Origin of the sequence: Halomonas organivorans (genome assembly GCF_014192055.1) — a bacterium.
In the GTDB taxonomy this organism is placed as follows: domain Bacteria; phylum Pseudomonadota; class Gammaproteobacteria; order Pseudomonadales; family Halomonadaceae; genus Halomonas; species Halomonas organivorans.
This window is the reverse complement of record NZ_JACHXM010000005.1, coordinates 143097-163312: the sequence shown is the minus strand read 5'-3', so window position 1 is coordinate 163312 and position 20216 is coordinate 143097. Positions and strand designations below refer to the sequence as shown.

The 20216-nt window shown below is 69.3% G+C and carries 19 protein-coding genes; 13 read left to right on the top strand and 6 right to left on the bottom strand.

What is annotated here, in order from left to right; translation table 11 throughout:
* Positions 1–202 precede the first annotated feature (202 nt).
* The gene (locus tag FHR96_RS07675; protein WP_183387082.1) at positions 203–1189 is read right to left on the bottom strand and encodes a calcium/sodium antiporter; all 987 of its coding nucleotides are present in this window, start codon (positions 1187–1189) and stop codon (positions 203–205) included.
* 108 nt (positions 1190–1297) lie between these two features.
* Between FHR96_RS07675 and FHR96_RS07670 the strand changes: the two genes are divergently transcribed.
* The 9 genes from FHR96_RS07670 (at position 1298) to FHR96_RS07630 (ending at position 10180) form a co-directional block, all read left to right on the top strand.
* A complete protein-coding gene (locus FHR96_RS07670) occupies positions 1298–2644 on the top strand; it encodes a PqiA/YebS family transporter subunit (RefSeq protein ID WP_183387081.1) in 1347 nt (448 codons plus the stop codon).
* Positions 2641–4323: an intermembrane transport protein PqiB gene (pqiB, locus tag FHR96_RS07665; protein WP_183387080.1), complete on the top strand. Its 1683-nt coding sequence runs from the start codon at positions 2641–2643 to the stop codon at positions 4321–4323. The genes FHR96_RS07670 and pqiB overlap by 4 nt, the downstream gene beginning before the upstream one ends.
* On the top strand, positions 4320–4916 hold the full coding sequence (locus tag FHR96_RS07660; RefSeq protein WP_183387079.1) for a PqiC family protein: 597 nt from the start codon (positions 4320–4322) through the stop codon (positions 4914–4916). Before pqiB ends, FHR96_RS07660 begins: the two co-directional genes overlap by 4 nt.
* A gap of 174 nt (positions 4917–5090) precedes the next feature.
* A complete protein-coding gene (locus FHR96_RS07655; RefSeq protein WP_183387078.1) occupies positions 5091–6386 on the top strand; it encodes a DEAD/DEAH box helicase in 1296 nt (431 codons plus the stop codon).
* Positions 6387–6443: 57 nt separating this feature from the next.
* On the top strand, positions 6444–6947 hold the full coding sequence (locus tag FHR96_RS07650) for a hypothetical protein (RefSeq protein ID WP_183387077.1): 504 nt from the start codon (positions 6444–6446) through the stop codon (positions 6945–6947).
* A 3-nt stretch (positions 6948–6950) separates the two neighbouring features.
* The gene (locus FHR96_RS07645) at positions 6951–7487 is read left to right on the top strand and encodes a hypothetical protein (RefSeq protein WP_183387076.1); all 537 of its coding nucleotides are present in this window, start codon (positions 6951–6953) and stop codon (positions 7485–7487) included.
* Positions 7474–8700, top strand: coding sequence for an MFS transporter (locus tag FHR96_RS07640; RefSeq protein ID WP_183387075.1), 1227 nt, complete (start codon positions 7474–7476; stop codon positions 8698–8700). Before FHR96_RS07645 ends, FHR96_RS07640 begins: the two co-directional genes overlap by 14 nt.
* Positions 8701–8783: 83 nt before the next feature.
* Complete coding sequence (locus tag FHR96_RS07635; RefSeq protein ID WP_183387074.1) at positions 8784–9836, top strand: asparaginase; 1053 nt, start codon at positions 8784–8786, stop codon at positions 9834–9836.
* A gap of 107 nt (positions 9837–9943) precedes the next feature.
* Positions 9944–10180 (top strand): DUF2789 domain-containing protein, encoded by a 237-nt coding sequence (locus tag FHR96_RS07630; RefSeq protein ID WP_183387073.1) that lies wholly within the window; start codon positions 9944–9946, stop codon positions 10178–10180.
* 73 nt (positions 10181–10253) lie between these two features.
* On the opposite strand, the gene FHR96_RS07625 is transcribed toward FHR96_RS07630, so the two are convergent.
* Positions 10254–10664: an SRPBCC family protein gene (locus tag FHR96_RS07625; RefSeq protein ID WP_183387072.1), complete on the bottom strand. Its 411-nt coding sequence runs from the start codon at positions 10662–10664 to the stop codon at positions 10254–10256.
* 101 nt (positions 10665–10765) lie between these two features.
* A complete protein-coding gene (gene trhP, locus FHR96_RS07620) occupies positions 10766–12181 on the bottom strand; it encodes a prephenate-dependent tRNA uridine(34) hydroxylase TrhP (RefSeq protein WP_183387071.1) in 1416 nt (471 codons plus the stop codon).
* Between the two features lie 350 nt (positions 12182–12531).
* Between trhP and queC the strand changes: the two genes are divergently transcribed.
* From queC to FHR96_RS07600, 4 genes are read left to right on the top strand one after another with little or no spacing between them, the layout of a single operon-like run.
* Positions 12532–13230, top strand: a complete 699-nt coding sequence (queC, locus tag FHR96_RS07615) for a 7-cyano-7-deazaguanine synthase QueC (RefSeq protein WP_183387070.1) — start codon at positions 12532–12534, stop codon at positions 13228–13230.
* On the top strand, positions 13223–13864 hold the full coding sequence (queE, locus tag FHR96_RS07610; protein ID WP_183387069.1) for a 7-carboxy-7-deazaguanine synthase: 642 nt from the start codon (positions 13223–13225) through the stop codon (positions 13862–13864). The genes queC and queE overlap by 8 nt, the downstream gene beginning before the upstream one ends.
* Positions 13864–14709 (top strand): 6-carboxytetrahydropterin synthase, encoded by an 846-nt coding sequence (locus tag FHR96_RS07605; protein ID WP_183387068.1) that lies wholly within the window; start codon positions 13864–13866, stop codon positions 14707–14709. Before queE ends, FHR96_RS07605 begins: the two co-directional genes overlap by 1 nt.
* Positions 14706–14972 (top strand): YkgJ family cysteine cluster protein, encoded by a 267-nt coding sequence (locus tag FHR96_RS07600; RefSeq protein WP_183387067.1) that lies wholly within the window; start codon positions 14706–14708, stop codon positions 14970–14972. The genes FHR96_RS07605 and FHR96_RS07600 overlap by 4 nt, the downstream gene beginning before the upstream one ends.
* Positions 14973–15096: 124 nt before the next feature.
* On the opposite strand, the gene FHR96_RS07595 is transcribed toward FHR96_RS07600, so the two are convergent.
* The 3 genes from FHR96_RS07595 to FHR96_RS07585 are packed head-to-tail and all read right to left on the bottom strand — an operon-like array spanning position 15097 to position 20122.
* Positions 15097–18996 (bottom strand): ATP-binding protein, encoded by a 3900-nt coding sequence (locus FHR96_RS07595; protein ID WP_183387066.1) that lies wholly within the window; start codon positions 18994–18996, stop codon positions 15097–15099.
* Positions 18997–19029: 33 nt separating this feature from the next.
* On the bottom strand, positions 19030–19665 hold the full coding sequence (locus tag FHR96_RS07590; RefSeq protein WP_183387065.1) for a MiaE family protein: 636 nt from the start codon (positions 19663–19665) through the stop codon (positions 19030–19032).
* A gap of 22 nt (positions 19666–19687) precedes the next feature.
* Positions 19688–20122: a DUF1289 domain-containing protein gene (locus FHR96_RS07585; RefSeq protein ID WP_183387064.1), complete on the bottom strand. Its 435-nt coding sequence runs from the start codon at positions 20120–20122 to the stop codon at positions 19688–19690.
* Positions 20123–20216: the final 94 nt, after the last annotated feature.

Below are 20216 nucleotides of genomic sequence, written 5' to 3'. Positions count from 1 at the left end.
GCACACCTCGTTCCTGCGGATCGATGATCTGAATGCGTCGGCACTAACGTGCTCTTGTCGACGAGGCACGGTCACCCCAGCCGCATTCTTCCCTTGCCTGCATCAGCCTAGCCGATACCCTTCCGACCGAGGCAAGCAGCCGAGGCCATCATAGCGCGCCCCGGTCGATCCGCCGTCTGTGTCGCGTTGTCGCAGCGCCTCCTCAGGCCGTCGGGGCGCCGGTCACCACCAGGTGGACCATGAAACCGAGATAGGCGACGTACATGGCCAGCAGGGCACCGCCCTCGACGCGGTTGATGCGCCCCGGACGGCCACGCCAGCCCATGGCGAAGACCACCATCATGACCGTCATCGCGGTCATCAGGCTCCAGTCGCGCAGCAGCACTTCACGGCCGGCCTCGATGGGCGCGATCACCGCGGCGAGCCCCACCACGCCCAGGGTGTTGAACAGGTTCGACCCCACCACGTTGCCCAGCACCAGGTCATGCTCGCGCCGGCGCAGGGCACTGACCGAAGACGCCAGTTCGGGCAGCGAGGTGCCTACCGCCACCACGGTCAGGCCGATCACCAGGTCACTGACGCCCAGGCTCTGGGCGATGGACACCGCCCCCCACACCAGCAGCCTGGAGCTTGCCACCAGCAGCACCAGCCCAAGCGCCGTCCAGGCCAGGGCGACCTTGAGCGACATGGGGTGAGAGGCCAGGTCGGTCTCGGTGTCGGACGACAGCGGGTCGCTGCCGTCGCGCAGCCCCTGGACGACGCTATAGACCATGAAGGCCGCCAGCACGACCAGCAGCAGTACGCCCTCCAACCGGCCGATCATGCCGCCGATCATCAGCACTGCCGACAGCAGCGTCGCCCCACCCAGCACCGGCAGTTCGCGGCGGATCACGCTGGAATGCACCGCCAGCGGCGAGATCAGCGCCACCAGGCCCAGGATCATGCCGATGTTGGCGATGTTCGAGCCGTAGGCGTTGCCCAGCGCCAGCCCGGGATTGCCCTGGCTGGCGGCGATGGCCGAGACCACCAGCTCCGGCGCTGAGGTGCCGAAGCCAATGACCAGCATGCCGATCAACAAGGGGGAAAGACCGAGTCGCGCAGACGTCGCCGCCGCACCGTCGACGAAGCGCTCGGCGCTCCAGACCAGCAGGATCAGACCTGCCACCACCGCCAGGGCGGGAAGCATCATGGTGTCTCCATCAGAACATTGAGGCACGCATGGTTGACTATGGTGCCCCCCGCGTCAACGTGACACACTTCAGACAATGCCGTTGATCGTCAGGAGGACGCCATCGCCGTGCCAAGGCCGGCCTTTCGCCATCTCACCCTGCCCACCCAGGCTCCCTACGTCGACCGTGCCCCGCCGGAGACACGGAGTACCCGTCGTCGCCTGCGGGCCTGCCACGAGTGCGATTGGCTGATGGCGCTGCCACCCCTGCACTCTGGTGAGCAGGCGGTATGCCCGCGCTGCGGCCATGCCGAGGTGCGCCGCCACCGCTATCCGGCCCAGCGCAGCCTGGCCCTGGCCCTGGCGGCCCTGGCCACGCTGGCCATGGCGGTGGCGTTCCCCTTTCTTGGTTTCAGCGTGCGCGGCGTCGGCAATCGCATCGAACTAACCCAGACCGCCACCGACCTGATCGGCCACCACGAACCCGTGGTGGCCATCGCCGTGTTGCTGACCACCCTGGTACTCCCGGCCCTCTACCTGCTCGGCGTGGCGTGGCTGCAGATCGGGCTGCTGCGCGGATCGCCACCCGCGGGGGGCCGCAGCCTGACCCGTGCGCTGACCCATCTGGAGCCCTGGATGATGGCCGACGTCTTCCTGATCGGCACCCTGGTCAGCCTGATCAAGATCGCCGGCCTGGCCCATGTCGAGCTGGGGCCCTCCTTCTGGGCCTTCGGCGCCTTCGCCGTGCTGCTGCTCGCCACCACCCAGTCGGTGGACCGCGACTGGCTGTGGTTCGCCCTGGCCGGGGAGCCTCCCGCCCCGGAGGGCAGCCAGACCGGCCGTACCGCCGCGCCCCAGGGCCTCACCGGCTGCCATACCTGCGGCCTGGTCAACCGGCTCGATGACAAGGGACATGGCAACTGCCAACGCTGCGGCGAGCCGCTGCATGCCCGGCGCCCCCACAGCCTGCAGCGTACCTGGGCGCTGCTCGCCGCCGCCGCGGTCCTGTACGTGCCCGCCAACGTCTACCCGATCATGACCACCGTCAGCCTGGGGCGAGCTAGCCCCAACACCATCGTCGGTGGCATCGTCGAGTTGATCGAGATGGGCTCCTGGCCGGTGGCCCTGGTCATCCTGGTCGCCAGCGTCATCGTGCCGCTGGGCAAGCTGATGGCGCTGGCCTGGCTGTGCCTGGTGGCCCCGCGCGCCCACGAACTCAGGGCGCCGGTGCGCACCCGGCTGTACCGACTGACCGAATTCATCGGCCGCTGGTCGATGGTCGACATCTTCGTGGTCGCCATCCTGGTGGCGCTGATCCGCGCCGGCAATCTGATGGCGGTCGAACCCGGCCCCGCGGCCCTGGCCTTCGGCAGCGTGGTGGTGCTGACCATGCTCGCTGCCATGACCTTCGACCCCCGACTGATCTGGGATGGCCCGGACCCTGACTCCACCGCGGACGAGGAAGCTACCGCATGAACGATACCCCCCGCGACGCTGCGCCAGAGGACGAGCACCGCGCCCGGGCCACCCGCCAGGCACCGTTATCACCGATCTGGATCGTGCCGATCGTGGCGCTGCTGATCGGCGCCTGGCTGGTCTATGACAGCTACCTCGGGCGTGGTCCGCTGATCACCCTGACCATGCAGAGCGCCGACGGCATCGAGGCCGGCAGCACCCTGATCAAGACCCGCAACGTGGAGATCGGCCAAGTGGAATCGGTCAATCTCTCGGAAGACCTCTCCCAGGTGGTGATCACCGCCCGCATGAAACCCGAGGCCGCACCGATGCTGGTCGAAGACAGTACCTTCTGGGTGGTCAAGCCGCGCATCGGTCGCGAGGGCATCAGCGGCCTCAACACCGTGCTGTCGGGCGCCTACCTGCAGCTCGAGCCCGGCAAGAGCGAGGAGGAGGCGCGCGAGTTCGCGGTCAGCGAACAGCCCCCGGTGGCGCCGCCCGGCGCAGAGGGTCTGCGCATCAACCTGCTCAGCCAGGTGGGTAATTCGCTCAGCGTCGGCGACCCGGTCACCTACCAGGGCTTCACGGTGGGACGCGTCGAAGAAGCCGACTTCGACGTCGAGACCCGACGCATGCATCACCGCATCTTCATCGAGAGCCCCTACCACCGACTGGTCACCGAGAACACGCGCTTCTGGACCACCAGCGGCGTCGACCTGCGGCTGGACTCCGAGGGCGTGCGCGTCAAGCTCGAGTCGCTGGAAGCGATGTTCAGCGGCGGCGTCACCTTCGGCGTGCCCGAAGACCTGCCCCGCGGCGTCACCGCCGAACCCGACACCACCTTCACCCTCTACGCCGACGAAGACAGCGCCCGCCAGGGCACCTTCGACCGCTACCTGGAGTACGTGCTGTTGATCGAGGATACGGTGCGCGGCCTGTCCCGCGGCGCTCCGGTCGAGTTCCGCGGCGTGCGGGTCGGCACCGTGGCCAGCGTGCCATGGAACTTCACCGCTCCCCAGCCCGACCGCGATGCACGGCTGGCGATTCCGGTGCTGATCCGCATCGAGCCCCAGCGCCTCGGCATCGACAGCCAGACGCTGGATCTCGAGGCCTGGCGCGCCCGCTTCGAACGGCTGTTCCGGCGTGGCCTGCGCGCCTCGCTGAAGAGCGGCAACCTGCTGACCGGGGCGCTGTTCGTCGACCTCGGGCTGGACCCGCAGCGCGCCGACGACTACCAGGCCGAGACCTTCGCCGAGCGGCCCGTGTTCCCCACCACCTCCGGGGGGCTGGCCCAGATCCAGGCCCAGGTCACCGCCCTGCTCGACAAGCTCAATGACCTGGAGCTCGAGCCCATCCTCTCCGGCCTGCAGCGCAACCTTGCCACCTCCGAGGCTACCCTGGAGCAGGTCCGCCAGCTCACCGCAGGCGTCCAGACGCTGCTAGACGACCCCGAAACCCGGGCCTTGCCGGGCGAGCTCAACGCCACCTTGTCCACGCTGCGAGACACCCTCGAAGGCGTCTCGCCCGGCGCCCCGGCCTACCGCGACCTGACAGAGACCCTCGATCAGCTCGAGCGGCTGCTGCGCGATCTCCAGCCGACGGCCCGCCGTCTCGGCGACACTCCCGGCGCCCTGCTGTTCGACAGCCTGGACGCCAGCGATCCCGTACCCAGAGCCCCGACGGAAAGGACTTCGCCATGACCGCCCTGCGTGCCCCGCTTTCCCTCATGCTGCTGCTGTGGCTCACCGGCTGTGCCCTGGGCGGCACGCCGGCGACCCGCTACGCCCTGCCGGAAGCCGCCGCCGCGGACGTCGCCGGCGCCGAGGCCAGCCACGTGCTGGTGCTGCGCCCGCTGCGCCTGGCACCGTTCCTGGACGCGGAAGGCATCATCGTCCAGCTCGACGACATCACCCTGCGCGAGGCCAGCGGTCACCGCTGGGCCGAGCCGCTGGGTCGACAGCTCGAGCGCGGCCTGCGCGACCGCCTGGCCGCTGCGCTGCCCGACACCCGGGTGCTGCTTGACAGCGAGACCGGCGCACAGGCCGGTCCCCTGCAACTGCGGGTGACGGTGGAACGCTTCCAGGGTCGGCCCGACGGCCGGGCGGTGGCCGCCGGACGCTGGCAGCTGCTCGCCGCCGACCAGACGCTGCTGGACACCGCAGCGTTTCGCGTCGCCACGCCGCTTGCCAGCGACGGCTATCCTGCCCTGGTACGCGCCCTGGGGCACAGTTGGGATGACGTCGCCGCCTCGATTGCCGCGGCGGTCAGGCGCGCCGAACGCCGCGCCGACTAGCTCCCCCCGGCGAAGCCACAGCGGCGCTCGCGTCGGCTGCGCTGCGAGCGCTGCTGTGGCATAATGCGCGGCACTCGCGGCCGCCCCGCCGCCGCGACTTACCCCATTCCCACGTCTCGCCTCGCCCCGACCATTCCTGGCGGAGGCCGGGCGAGACGTCGCCGCGGAGACCGCATGACCTTTTCCGACCTCGGCCTGTGCCCCGAACTGCTGCGCGCCATCGACGCCCAGGGCTACACCACCCCGACCCCCATCCAGCGCCAGGCCATTCCCGCCGTCCTCGAGGGCGGTGACCTGCTGGGCAGCGCCCAGACCGGCACCGGCAAGACCGCCGGCTTCACCCTGCCCATGCTGCAGCGCCTCAAGGACGGCCGGCGACCGGCCAAGCGCGGCGTACGCGCCCTGGTGCTGACCCCGACCCGCGAGCTGGCCGCCCAGGTGGGCGAGAGCGTGCGCGACTACGGTCGCCACCTGCCGCTGACCTCGCACGTGATCTTCGGCGGCGTCGGCCAGCAGCCCCAGGTGGACGCCATCCGCCCCGGGCTGGATATCCTGATAGCCACCCCGGGCCGCCTGCTCGACCTTCAGCAGCAGGGGCACGTCGATCTCTCCGGCGTGGAGATCCTGGTGCTGGACGAGGCCGACCGCATGCTCGACATGGGCTTCATCCACGATATCCGCAAGGTGCTCAAGCTGCTGCCCGAGGCCCGCCAGAACCTGCTGTTCTCGGCGACCTTCTCCCGGGAGATCCAGGCGCTGGCCAACAAGCTGCTCGATGAACCGACACTGATCGAGGTGGCACGACGCAACACGCCGGCCGAGACCGTGGACCAGGCCATCTACCGGGTCGACCGCGAGCGCAAGCGCGAGCTGCTCGCCCACCTGATCAGCAGCCGGCAATGGTTCCAGGTGCTGGTCTTCACTCGAACCAAGCACGGCGCCAACCGCCTGGCCGAGCATCTCGACAAGCGCGACATCTCGGCCATGGCGATCCACGGCAACAAGAGCCAGTCGGCCCGCACCCGGGCACTGTCCGCCTTCAAGTCCGGCGATCTGCAGGTGCTGGTGGCCACCGACATCGCCGCCCGCGGCCTCGACATCGACGAGCTGCCCCATGTGGTCAACTTCGAGCTGCCCAACGTGGCCGAAGACTACGTGCACCGTATCGGCCGCACCGGCCGTGCCGGGCACGACGGCCAGGCGGTATCGCTGGTGTGCGTCGACGAGCATGGCCTGCTCGGCAACATCGAGAAACTCATGAAGCGTGAGCTGGTCAAGCACGTTGAGCCCGGCTTCGAGCCCGATCCCAACGCCAAGCCCGAGCCCATCGAAAATGGCCGCGGGCGCGGCGGGCGCGGGCGAAGCAACACGCCGCCCCGCCAGCAGGCCGCTGCCGGCGAACGCGATGGCCAGTCCCCGGGGCGTCGTCGCCGCCGCGGCGGCCGCGGGCGTCGCCGGTCTGGCGAATAATATCTGCAAATGCGAATGTAGCCGGGAGACACTCCCCACCACGAGCAAGGGAACGCCATGGAATCTCGAGAGCTGATTCACGACTACCACCGCTGGCTACGCTTCCAGCATCAGGCACGCCTCGACCGCGAACACCGGGCGGCCTGGCAGCAGCTGGAATCCGCCGGCGTCTCGGCGCAGCGCACCACCGAGGCCTATCGCAGCATGGCCGAGAAGGCCGCCGCCCAGGGCGCCTGCTATCGCACCCTGTTCCTGCGCCAGCACGACGACGGCCACTCGCTTGCCTGCGAGGGATGGCTGTTCGTGCGCCGGGTGATCGCCGAGGGCGGCGCCACCCGGGTTCGCGGCACCCTGCTGCCCAGCTTCACGCTGACCACTGGCGCTCAGGCCCCCGCCGATGCCCAGGCCGAATCGATGACGCTGGAAATCTTCGACCAGCTGCTGGTCGATCGCGGCCTGGCCAGCGTCGCTCGGGTCGACCGCGTCGATGCCTCTGGCGACAGCCACTTCATCACCCTGATCGACAGCGTGCGGGGCGATCTGCGTCGACATATGAGCTGAACCATGTTGAAGAAGCTGTTCGGCAAGCCCCCGATTCGCCTCTGGGTGATCAAGCAGGTCGATCCCGACCTGCTTCACCTGTGCGGCGAAGGCCGCATCACGCCGGCGGACAGGCGGGACACGCAGGCCACCATGTCGGCCCTGCGGCGTGGCGACTACCGGGGCGCGGTGGAAATGACCGACAACGGCGTGGTGCTCAACGCCCGACTGTTCGCGGCACTGGTACCGCATGGCGAGCTTAGCCTCGGGGCCAGTGGACACGCCGAGTGGCGAGGACATTCATGGCGCGTCGCCCAGGTGCCCCAACGCTGCTGGACCTACGAGGGTCGCCTGGTGGCTGAGCCGACGACCCTGGGCCCCCTCGACCTGGTCAGCAGCGAGGACGTCAGCGGCATCCGCCGCCGCGCCTGCGCCGAGGACGCCCCGTCGACGGGCGATCCACGCTTCGGCGCCGCCGACGAGCTCGAGGGAGAAGCCGAGTTCGCCGCGCGCTGGCGCCGCGACGCCCGTGACCCGGAGCAACGGCATGACGACTCCTAGCCTCGACGTGCGCCGCGATGGCGCAGCGCATCCCGTCGTCTTCATCGCCTTGATGGTCCTGGTCGGGCTCAACCTGCGGCCCGCACTGTCATCGCTGGCCCCGCTGCTGCCTCGCATCGAAGCCGACACCGGCATGCCGCTGCTGGCCATCGGTGCCCTGACCACCCTGCCGGTGCTGTGCCTGGGGCTCTTCGCCCCTCTGGCCCCCTGGCTGTCGCGTCGCGTCGGCCCCGAGCGGACCCTGTCGCTGGCGCTGCTGGTGCTGGCCCTGGGCCTCGGCCTGCGCGGCCTGGCAACGCCCGCCTGGCTGTTCGCCGGCACCCTGCTGGTGGGGGCCGGCATCGGGGTCGCCGGCACCCTGTTGCCGGCGCTGGTCAAGCGCGAACTTCCCGCCAGTGCCGACGTGATGACCGGCGTCTACACCATGGCACTGTGCCTGGGAGGCGCGCTGGGGGCAGGGCTCAGCATCCCACTGGCCGGCGTACTAGGCGGCTGGCCCGTCGCCCTGACCAGCTGGGCTGCGCTGGCGGCGCTGGGTCTGATCGCCTGGCAAGCGCTGATGCCCACGCCGGCGCAGCGACCGCCGGCGCCTCCACGCAGCGGCAACACCCGGGCGCTGCTGACGCAGCCGCTGGCCTGGCAGGTGACCCTGTATATGGGCTGCCAGTCATCGCTGGCCTATATCGTCTTCGGCTGGCTGCCCACCCTGCTGGTGGAACGCGGCTATGGCGAGGCCGAGGCCGGCTGGCTGATGGGCGTATCGGTAATGGTACAACTCGGCTCCGCGCTCGCCGCGCCCTGGCTGGCGCGCCTGGGTCGCGACCAGCGCCCGGCGCTGATCCTGGTGCTGAGCCTGATCGGCGCGGGCTTCTGGGTCCTGCTGCAGGGACCCGCCGAGTGGCGCTGGGCCGGCGTGGTGCTGCTGGGGCTGGGCCAGGGCGGCGGCTTCAGCCTGGCGCTGTCGCTGATCGTGCTGCGCACCGCCGACGCCCGCCTGGCCGGCAAGCTGTCGGGCATGGTCCAGGGCGGCGGCTATGCCCTGGCCTCGCTGGGCCCGCTGGGCATCGGCGTGATGCTCGACCTGGAACTCGGACTGACCGGTATCACGCTGGCCCTGCTGGCCGTGGTGGCGGCGGCGATGGCCTTCGCCCTGCTGGCCGGGCGCAACCGTCGCCTGATCAACGATGAGGCCGGTCGACTGGTGGTCCGCTAGGCCTAGACGGCATGCCGGCGAGCCTCCTTGCATGCCGGCATGCACGCCGTATCATGACGTCATCCCTCTTGCCCGGAGCCCACATGACGTCTTCCGCATCATCGCTGCTGGTGATCTACACCGGCGGCACCCTGGGCATGGTGGAGAGTCCCGACGGCCTGATCCCGAGTCACGACATCGAGGATCGCCTGCGCCGCGCCCTGGCCACCCTGCCTCCGTCTCGCCTGGCGAACTTGCCCCACTTCCGCGTCATCGCCACGCCGACGCCCATCGACTCCAGCGCCGCCACACCGCGCGACTGGCAAGGGCTGGCTCGACTGATCGCCGAGCACTACGCCGACGTCGCCGGCATCGTGGTGATCCACGGCACCGATACCCTGGCCTGGACCGCGGCCAGCCTTGCCTACCAGCTGCAGGGGCTGGACCGTCCGGTGGTTCTCACCGGCGCCATGCAACCGCTGGAGGCCCCGAACAGCGACGCCCTGGGCAACCTCGAGTCGGCATTACGCTTCGCCGCCGACCCACGGCTGCAGGAAGTCGCAGTGTGCTTCGCCGGCCGCCTGTTGAGAGGCGTGCGCTGCCGCAAGTGGCAGACCCAGGCCGCGGACGCCTTCGCCAGCCCCAACCATCCGACGCTCGGCGAGTGGGTCGACGACGACCCCGTGCTCTACCCCGGACGCGGCCTCGAACGCCAACAGCGCGGCGCACCGCGCTTCGAACTGCCCGACTACGCGCCGCTCGCCGCGGGCGCCGTGCCGCGAATCGTCCTCTGGCCCGGGCTCGCCGCCTGGCAGCTCGAGGCCTGGCTGCTGGACGAGCGGGTCAAGGGCGCGCTGCTGGAGGTCTGGGGCGGCGGCAACCTCCCGGACGATCCGGACCTGGCCGGCGTGCTGGCCCAGGCCTGCGGTGAGGGCAAGCTGCTCGCCGCCATCAGCCAGTGTCCCGTCGGCGCCGTGACGATCGGCCACTATGCCGCCGGTCGGCCGCTGGCCGATGCCGGCGTGCTGGCCGGCGACGACATGACGCCCGAAGCCGCGGCCACCAAGCTGGTCCACCTGCTGGCCCAGCCGCTGAGAGAGGACGAGCGGCGACGACGCTTCCTCACGCCGCTGGTCGGCGAGCGCGCGGCCCCTTGAACCACGCGGGCGGCCGAGCGTTGAACGCACCACGACAGCGCCATCGCCACATCGGCCCGGCGGCAGGCTAGAGTGGAGACACACGTCCGATCACACAGGTTCTCGCCATGGAACATCCCGATCATCCCTTCACCGAACTCTTCGAACAGCTCGGCCTGGCCTCGGACCCGGCGGCCATCCAGCGCTTCATCGAGCGCCATGCTCCGCTCCCCGAGGACATCGAGCTACCCGACGCGCCCTGCTGGAACGAGGGACAGGCCGAGTTCCTGCGCGAAGCGATCGAAGCCGATGCCGACTGGGCCGAAGTAGTCGATCATCTGGATGCCTCGCTGCGCAAAGGCTGACCAGGCGATGCCTGGAAAAAGGCCGCCAAACGCGAACGCCGCCCCCATGGGCGGCGTTCTCGCTTCCGGTTCGCTACAGCCGCGCAGCCACGCGATCCAGTATCTGCTGGCTGACCCGGTTGACCAGCGGCGTCACCGCCCGATTGACGGCCTTCTCCACCAGACGGTTCTTGATCTCGTACTCAAGGGTCAGCGCCACTTCCGTGCCCTCCGGCACCGGCGTCAGAAGGTAGCGACCGCGGTTCTTGACGCCGCTGCGCGACTCCCAGGCCAGCACCTCGGGAGGACGGCACTCGGTGATCTCCACCTCGAAGGTCCAGTCCATGCGTACCGCATGCACGTGCCAGCGGTATCGCCCGTCGCCGAGCGGCTCGATGGACTCGATCAGGTCCGAGTAGTCCACGAAGTCCTCGACCCGTTCGAGCAAGGCGAAGACGCGCTCGGGGGGCGCCTCGAGGGTAGCGCGATGTTCGATGGTGGCCATGCCGGTTCCTTGTGCTGGGGGCCTCGGGGCAGCCACGGCTGCCGTGTCAGCTTCCCCGACGGCCCCGGTCCCTGTCCAGCCTCGAGCATGGGTTCGTCACGCTAGCCCAGGTCACGCATCAGCAAGGCGTACTCGATACGTTCCGGGGCGATGGCCTCGCCCGGCACCGGGATCCGCACCACATGGCCCGAACCGGGTGCGACACCCACCGACTCGCCGCGCTTGTTCTCGATGTGCTCGAGGGTGAAGCGCCGGTTGCCCCCGGGCAGCATCAGCTCCATGCCGTCACCGACCTCGAAACGATTCTTGACGTCGATCTCCAGCACGCCGCGATCCGGGTCGTAGCCCAGCACCTCCCCGACGAACTGCTGATGCACGCCGACCGAATGGCCGTGCTCGTAGTTCTGGTATTCGTCGTGCACGTGGCGACGATAGAAGCCCTCGGTGTAGCCGCGATTGGCCAGGTTCTCGAGCTCGTCCATCAGGCGCATGTCGAAGGGGCGGCCCGCCACGGCGTCGTCGATGGCCCGGCGATAGACCTGGGCGGTGCGCGCCACATAGTAGGGCGACTTGGTACGACCCTCGATCTTCAGCGAGGTCACGCCCATCTCGGCGAGCCGCGGCACGTGCTGCACGGCACGCAGGTCCTTGGAGTTCATGATGTAGGTGCCGTGCTCATCCTCATACACCGGCATCAGTTCGCCGGGCCGCGAACGGTCCTCGATCAGCGCCGAGAGCTCGTCCTGGCCTTCCATGCCACCGGCGGTCTGGCCGCCCAGCTCGGCGCTGCCGCCGGCGGAGGCGATCATCCCGCCGCCCTGGTCCGGGGTCCAGATGCCGCTGGCGTCATGGGCGCGGGCGGAGTTCGCCGGCACCAGGTCGCCGCTGGCATCCTCGGCGGCGGCCACGGTGTTGTACTTCCAGCGGCAGGCGTTGGTGCAGGTGCCCTGGTTGGGATCGCGATGGTTGAAGTAGCCGGACAGCAGGCAGCGGCCGGAATAGGCGATGCACAGCGCGCCGTGCACGAAGGTCTCGATCTCGAGGTCGGGGCACTCGGCGCGGATCTGGGCGATCTCGTCCAGCGACAGCTCGCGGGAAAGGATGATCCGGCTGATGCCCTGCTGCTGCCAGAACCTGGCCGCCGCGTAGTTGACCACGTTCGACTGAACCGACAGGTGGATCACCTGGTCGGGCCAGCGCTCGCGGATCATCATGATCAGCCCGGGATCGGACATGATCAGCGCATCGGGACCGGCCTCGATCACCGGCTCCATGTCGCGCAGGTAGGTCTTCAGCTTGCTGTTGTGCGGCGCGATGTTGGAAGCCACGTAGAACTGCTTGCCCCGCTCGTGGGCATAGGCGATGCCCTTGTGCAGGTTGTCGATCTTGAAGTCGTTGTTGCGCACGCGCAGCGAGTAGCGCGGCTGGCCGGCGTAGACCGCATCGGCGCCGTAGGCGAAGGCGTAGCGCATGTTCTTGAAGGTGCCGGCGGGCGACAGCAGTTCGGGGGCTTGCATGGAGATCACCGTTGTCAGGACGATGGCGCGCAGAGCGCAGGATTTCGAAGGGCGAGGATTATAGCAGCCTCGGCGGCATAGGCCGAATGGCGAGGGGAAAGAGCGAGGGCTAGGAAGTAAGAGGGAAGAGGTAAGACCCGCAGCCCGTAGCCCGCAGCCCGTAGCCCGTAGCCCGTAGCCCGTAGCCCGTAGCCCGTAGCCCGTAGCCCGTAGCCCGTAGCCCGTAGCGAGATTGCCGCCTGTCCCATCGGTCAAGTACACTATGCGCCCTGCCGGACCGGACCCCGGCCATGGTCCCGACGCGCCCGAGGCGCGGCGGGCGGACAAATTCTCCGACCCACAGGTTACCTATGTCCCAATCTTCCGCACCGGCCACCGTGGTGATCTACTCCGGTGGCATGGACTCCTACACCGTGCTGCATCGCGCCCTGCGCGAGGGCCGCGAGGTCCACGCCTTGTCCTTCGACTACGGCCAGCGCCATTCCCGCGAGCTCGAGGTCGCCCGCGAGGTCTGCCGCAACCTCGGCGTGCCCCACCAGGTGGTCGATATCACCGCCATCCATGGCCTGATCGACGCCTCGGCACTCACCGACGCCAGCCGCGAGCTGCCCGACGCCGATTACGCCGAGGACAACCTCAAGGACACCGTGGTTCCCAACCGCAACATGATCCTGCTGTCGCTGGCCATCGCCAAGGCAGTCAACATCGGCGCCGACCGGGTCGACTACGGCGCCCACGGCGGCGACCACGTGCTCTACCCGGACTGCCGCCCCGAGTTCGTCGAAGCCATGAACGCCGTGGCCGGCATCGCCAACTTCGAGCCGGTCACCCTGCACGCGCCCTACCTGCGCGCCGGAAAGAACGAGATCCTCGCCGAGGGCCTGGCCATGGGGCTCGACTACGCCAGGACCTGGACCTGCTACCGCGGCGAAGCCCTGGCCTGCGGACGCTGCGGCAGCTGTCGCGAGCGGCTGGAGGCCTTCGCCGCCAACGGCATCGAGGATCCTATTGCCTACCGGCCGGCTGACGAAGAGGCCGGCCATGTATAGCGTCAAGGAAGCCTTCTACTCGCTGCAGGGTGAAGGCGGCCAGGCCGGTCGTGCCAGCGTGTTCTGCCGCTTCAGCGGCTGCAACCTGTGGTCGGGGCGCGAGGCCGACCGCGCGGCCGCGGCCTGTCGCTTCTGCGACACCGACATTCGCGGCACCGATGGCCAGCACGGCGGGCGTTTCGACGGGGCCGAGGCCCTGGCCGACCACCTGGTCGCCCTGTGGCCTGACGCCCCGGGCACCGCCACGCCCCAGGTGATCTTCACCGGCGGCGAGCCGCTGCTGCAGCTCGACGAGTCGCTGATCGACGCCATGCACGAGCGCGGCTTCGACGTCGCCGTGGAGACCAATGGCACCCTGCCTGCCCCGCCGGGCATCGACTGGCTGTGCGTCAGCCCCAAGGGCGAGACGGCGCTGGCCCAGACCTCCGGCGACGAGCTCAAGCTGGTCTATCCGCAGAGCGATGCGCCGCCCGAGCGCTTCACCACCCTGGACTTCCACCACTTCTTCCTGCAGCCGATGGATACTACCGCGGTCGGCGGCGGCGATGTCACGGCCGACACCGTGGCCTACTGCCTGAGTCATCCCCAGTGGCGACTCTCGCTGCAGACCCACAAGATCACGGGGATCGACTGATGACGCTGTTCGTGAACCGCCTCACCCACCTGGACGCCTCGCTGTGGTGCCCCGAGCGGGGACTGGTCGGCGCCAGCTGGCGCGTCGACGCCGAACTGGACGGCGAGCTGGGCGAAGACGGCATGCTGTTCGACTTCGGCGAGGTCAAGCCGTGGATCAAGTCGCGGATCGACCAGGGCCCCGATCACACCCTGCTGGTGCCCAGCGAGGCGCCGGGGGTCAGCGTGCAGGACTGCCCCGAGGGCCTGTGCTTACGCGCCGAGGCGCCCTACCCGTTCGAGGTACGCGGCCCACGCCAGGCCTTTACCCTGCTGCCCTGGGATGCCATCACCCCGCAAAGACTGGCCGAACACCTGTCGGCGGAGCTCTCGCGTCAGCCGCCGGCCCGGGTCGAGGCGATCCGCCTGAGGCTCGCCGACGAGGCGATCGATGGCGCCCATTACACTTACAGCCACGGCCTCAAGCGCCACGACGGCAACTGCCAGCGCATCGCCCACGGGCACCGCTCGCGGCTGCACGTCTGGCAGAACGGCGAGCGCCGCCCGGCGCTCGAGGCCGAATGGGCCGAACGACTGGCGGACCGCTATCTGGTGGACGAAGCCGACGTCGTGGATGGCCTGGACGCCTCCTTCATGGGCCGGCTGACCAGCCGTTACACCGCCGAGCAGGGCCGCTTCGCGCTGACGCTGCCCCGCAGCCGATGCGTGGTGATGCCGACCCCCACCACGGTGGAGCACATCGCCGGCTGGCTGGCCGGAGAAATCGCTCGGGAGACCGGCCGGACCACGCGCGTCCAGGCCTTCGAGGGTATCGACAAGGGGGCCCTGGCAGAGGCACGACCATGACGGAATCGACCGATGGCGGCTGCCGCCCAGGCTGCGGCGCCTGCTGCATCGCGCCATCGATCAGCTCGCCGATCCCCGGCATGCCCGAGGGCAAGCCGGCCGGCGTGCGCTGCGTGCAGCTGGACGAGCACAACCTGTGCCGGCTGTTCGGCCATCCCGAACGGCCGGCGGTCTGCGCCCGATTCGACTACGATGCCGACCTCTGCGGCGAGCACCGCGACCAGGCGCTGGAACGCATCGCCGCGCTGGAAGTCGCGACCTGACGGCATTCCCGCCGCTGCCGCACGGCGGATCGCCGCCGCATCGGCCCGCATCTGAAGACGACTCCCACAGCGCTCCCTGCCATCAGGCGGGGTCTGCGGGAGCCGGCAGGGACCTGGAAGGCGTTCAGTCTTCCAGGTCGGCGGTACGCGGCAGGCGCTTGTCGAGCAGGGTCCGCCAGCGCACCAGCACCGGGGCGTCACTGTGGCTGACCTCGCCGAGCAGCGCACGGAACGCCGCACGGGCGGAGGCATCGTCCGGATCGACCAGGGTCAGCCAGGCCTCCAGAGCGCACAGCTGCTGATGCAGGTTGCCATCGTCACGGGCCTGCTGCAGGGCCTGGTCGGTCAACGCACGCACTTCCTCGGCAGGATGCCCGAGGCAATGGCGCACTCTCGCCAGATGCACCGCCAGTTCCGGTACGAACAGCGTGGCCCGCTCCCGGGCGATCAGCAGGCACTGGTCGAGATAGTCTTCGGCGCGTGCCAGCTCGCCGAGCGAGACGCAGGCGTCCACGCACCACAGCGAGGGCCGCTGGTAAGGATCGCGACCGGTCACCTCGACCAGCTCCTCCAGCGCCGCGTCGATACGCTTCAGCCCTTCCCGGTCGGCAGACAGCGCCCGCTGCCAGCCGAGCACGACCCGCGCCGACACCTGCCACAGCTGCAGGTCCGGCGTACCGGTGATCTCGTAGGCACGCTCGGCGCGCTGGGCGGCCAGGTGCACGTGACCGACCTGGCGATAGAGGGCGGCGGCATACATCAGCGCCATGGCCAGGCTGCCGGGATGGTTGATGCGCTCGGCCAGGCGGATCGCCGACTCCACCTGCTGCTCGGCGCGGCGGTAGTCGCCCCGCAGGCACAGCGCCCACCCCTGGAAGCAGGCCGCGGCCACCTGGGGATGGTCGGAGAACGGCAGCCATTCGATCATCATCGGCGAATTGAGCGGATCGATCTCCTCGAGGTGCTCATAGGCCTGCTGGATGCGCCCTGCCCAGTACTCGCAGCTGGCCCTGGCGAAGTCGGCGAGTCGCCGATAGCGAGGATCTTCCAGCTGCTCGGCGAGATCGGCCAGCCGCGCCGCCAGCAGGAAGGCATCGGCGTGGGCATTGCGCTGGCTGCAGCCCACCCAGAGCCCCCACTTGACCAGGAACGCCTGCTCCAGGTCCTCGCTTTCCTCGGGCGCCTCGTCGGCGCAGCTCATCAGCTCACGGGCTCGCACGAAGCTCTCATGGGCGGTCGGCGAGCCGTGTCCCTCCAGGGCGAAGGCCGCTTGGCCACGCACCGTGTGCAGGCTGATCTCGCGCTCAGCCTGGCCCTCCACCTGACGCAGGCTGGCCAGCCCGAAGTCGGCCATCTTGAGCGCCGTGCGATTGGCGCTGACCTTGAGCGCCTCGCGGGCGGCCAGCTCGAAGTAGCGGGCGCCGCGGGCATAATGGCCGCTGCGCCGCAGGTGGGTGGCGAAATCGCCGGGATGGCGGCTGATCCACACCGGGAAGCGCTCCTCGATCAGCCCCACCACCTGTCGATGCAGGGCCACGCGCACGTCGCGGGGACAGGACAGGTAGGCGGCTTCCTGCAGGAGCTGGTGGGTGAACTGGTACTCGCGCCCTTCCTCGGCATCTTCCACCGGCTCGATGATTTCCAGGCGCGTCATCTGCTCCAGCGCCGAGGTCAGCCGCGGCATCTCCCAGCCGCTGCACTCGGCAAGGAAATCCAGCCGGAAGCGGCGCCCCAGCACCGCGGCCACGTGGGCCACTTCGCGGTCGCCGTCGAGCTGGTCGATGCGGCTGGCCAGCAGGCCGAGCAGGCCGCGCGGCAGCTCGTCGAGCTGGACGCTGCGACCCTCGCGGCGATCCATGTCGACCCGGCGGCAGATCTCCTGCAGATAGAGGGGCACACCGTCGCAGCGCTCGATGATCTGGCTGCGCAGGCGTGGGCTCAGGTGCAATCGATAGCGCCGGGCAAGTTGGGTCAGCAGCCGCGAGGACTGCATGGGATCGAGGCGCCCGAGGGTGATCTGCTGGTCCCAGTCGAGCTTGGCAGGCAGCGCTTCACGACCGTGATGGCTGGCCACCAGCAGGAAGGGACAGTTGATCGGCAGCCGCGCCTGCAATCCGGCCAGCACCTTGAACGATGGCTCGTCGAGCCACTGCAGGTCATCGATCATCAGCACCAGGGTCCGCTCGGCGGTCAGCCGGTCGATCAGCCGGTGCAGCAGGCCCACCACCAGCTCGACGGCCTCGCCGCTCTGGGCGAGCACCGCGATCTCGCGCGGTTCACGAACGCCCAGCGCTTCCTCCAGCAGCCGCCGCGGCTCATCGCCGAGGTTCTCGGCGACGAGACCGTCCAGCGACTCGGCGTCGAGGGCATCGCCCAGGTGCCAACGCAGCAGCTGACGCGCCACCCCATAGGGTTCCTGAACGGACAGTCGAGTGGTCGGCTGCCAGCAGATCGCGGCCTCGCGGCTCTGCTCCAGCTGGCGGAAACCGACCAGCAGCGCCGACTTGCCGAGCCCGGAAGGTCCGCGTACCAGCACGCTCTGACGCAGCCCGATGCCGGCCCGCGCCAGGGCATCGCGCAGGGTCCGCAACGCCGACTCGCGGCCCACCAGGCTGGGCGGCAGGGCTTCCCGGCCACCCTCGTTCGCCCCGAGCACCAGCGCCCGCAGGCGCACCCGGCCGTCGCTGGCCACCAACCGCGACGACAGCCGCGGCTGAAGATCGAGGGCCGGCGGCATGTGCTGGCTGGCATCCTGCGAGATCACCAGTTCGCTGCCCTGGGCGGCGCTCATCAGATCCAGCGCGCCTTGTGTGACCTGCCCCAGCGGATCGACCAGATGACGCTCCGGCAGGTAGACCACGCGACCGCTGTTGAGGCCGGCGGCCAGGGCGATGCGCGGCGGCTCGCCCTCCCCGCTCCAGTGGCGCACGCTCTCCTCGGGCAGTACCCGGCGACAGTGCTCGTAGAGAGCCACCAGCTCGGCCAGCTGGTGGGCCGGGCCATGGGTGCCGAAGCAGGCCAGCCCCAGGCCCCCGGTGGCACCCGGCAGCCAGAAGCCGCCGAGATGATGGCATTGCTGCTCGAGCCAGCGCATCAGCTCGATCTGCAGCGACAGGCAGGCCCGCGACTCGCCGCGAGTAGAAAGGTCGGCCTCGAGGCTCAGGCGGATCGCCATCACCGAGAGCTGGCGCTGCTCGATCTCGTCCTCGCGCAGCGGCGCGCTGTCCGCGGCCAGCGTGCGCGAAAAGGCCCCGCTGGGTCCGGAGGCCGTATCCGGCTTGCCGTCGGACCAATAGCGCGCCAGCTGCAGGAAGGCCGGATCGGGCTGCTGCCCCGTCAATGCCAACAGCTGCAGGTAGGCGTTGTACTGCTCGTGAGCGGCCGCCAGCTGACCCTGCTCGGCCAGCTGACGCACCAGCCGCTCGTGAAAAGGCCCATAGCCCGAGAAACGGCTGACCAGCGCCTGCAGCAGCGCATCGGGAAGCGGATCGTGCTGCTCGAGCACCGCCTCCGCGTAGCGGATCACTCGCTGCCGCCACTCGTTGCGAACCTGAACCAGCCAGCGCTGGAACTCGGCACAGGCGGCCAGCTGCAGCTCCTCGACCAGGTCTCCCTGGTAGCACTCGAGGATCTCCTCCAGGGTCGCCACTTCGGCCGGCGCGTCGAGCATGGACTGCAGTTCGTGGAGGTCGAAGCGCCAGCGCTCGGGCAGGTGGAAGGCGATGGTCTGACGCGACACCGACAGCACCTCCTCGGCCTGCTCGCCCAGCGACTGGCGCAGGCAATGCAGGGCATGACGCAGATTGGTGCGCCCCGAGGAGAGTCCCTGGTCGGGCCACAGCAGTTCGGCCAGGGTCGCCCGGTTGACCGGCTGATCGTGGAGCAGCAGGTACACCAGCAGCGCCTTGACCTTGTCATAGCTGAAATGAGTCAGGGCGTCGTCGCCCAAGGTCAGCGAGAAGTGACCGAAGAGGGCCAGGCGGTCCTGGTCGTCATGGGTAACGGCGTCGGAAGCATCCCGCATGATTGATCGGTCCAGCTGGGCGTCGCCCCGGCTTCAGGCCGGGACGCCGCTGTGAAAACGAAATGCCGTGTCCGGCATGCTGATCAGTTCGGCTTCCCGCGCGGCGAGGAAGGCGACCCGATCGTCGATAGCGCCCGAGGCGGCGTCTCTCGCCAGCATCAGGTAGTCCTCATAGTGACGCCCTTCCGACTTAACCAGACCGCGGTAGAACTTGGCAAGCTCGTCGTCAAGGTGCGGGATCAAACGCGCGAAGCGTTCGCAGCTTCTCGCTTCGATCAGGGCGCCCACGATCAGGATATCGACCAGCCGCCCCGGTTCTTCAGTGCGCACATGGCGTCGCAGTCCCTCGGCATAGCGAGAGGCCGAGATGTGCCGGTAGGCGATGCCGCGCGCTTCCATCAGCTTGACCACCTGCTCGAAGTGCAGCAGCTCCTCGCGGGCCAGCTGACTCATCTTGGACAGCAGCAGCGGTTGATCCACATAGCGGTAAAGCAGGCTCATGGCCGTGGAGGCGGCCTTCTTCTCGCACTGGGCGTGATCGATCAGCAGCAGTTCGGGGTTGGCGAGCGCCTCGTCGATCCAGGCATCGGGAGTGACGCAATACAGGAACTCGAGCAGCCCGGCAGGCAGCAGGTCGTTTGGGGTGCAGTCGGCGGCGGTCACGGTCATCGGGGAGTCCGGTGGTTCGGGTTCAGGAAAGGGTGACGAGATCGAGGCGACGATGCTCCGCCGCCGCCATGAGCGCATCGGCGATCCCTGCGTGCAGGGTCGCGGCATCCAGCGGTTCATGGGGCATCAGACCGTAGCGTGACAGGTCGCGTATACGGTCGCGGCCGACGCGCAGCAGCTCCACCGCTCGCGACAGCGGCGGCTGCTCGGCGCGAAAGCGAATGCCGTGGCGTACCAGCTGCGCCTCGAGGGCCGCGGCATCCACCACCCTCAGAAAGCGGCCGGCCGCCTCTTCGCGCAGGGCATCCAGTTCGGCCATGCGGCCTTCACGCGTCTCACCGTCCAGCGCGGGCCAGTCGCGAATCTCATCGTCGACGCGCTGACATCCGCGGCAGACGCGATCGCCCACCGTCGTCGAACACAGGCCTACACAGGGGGATGCGATGCGCCCCGTCATCGGTCGCTCCTCTCCGTTGACATCAAGTTTCCATGGTAACGCGCCGCCCGCGCGCTGACACCCCAGCGATACCGACGACCAAAGTTCGAGGCCC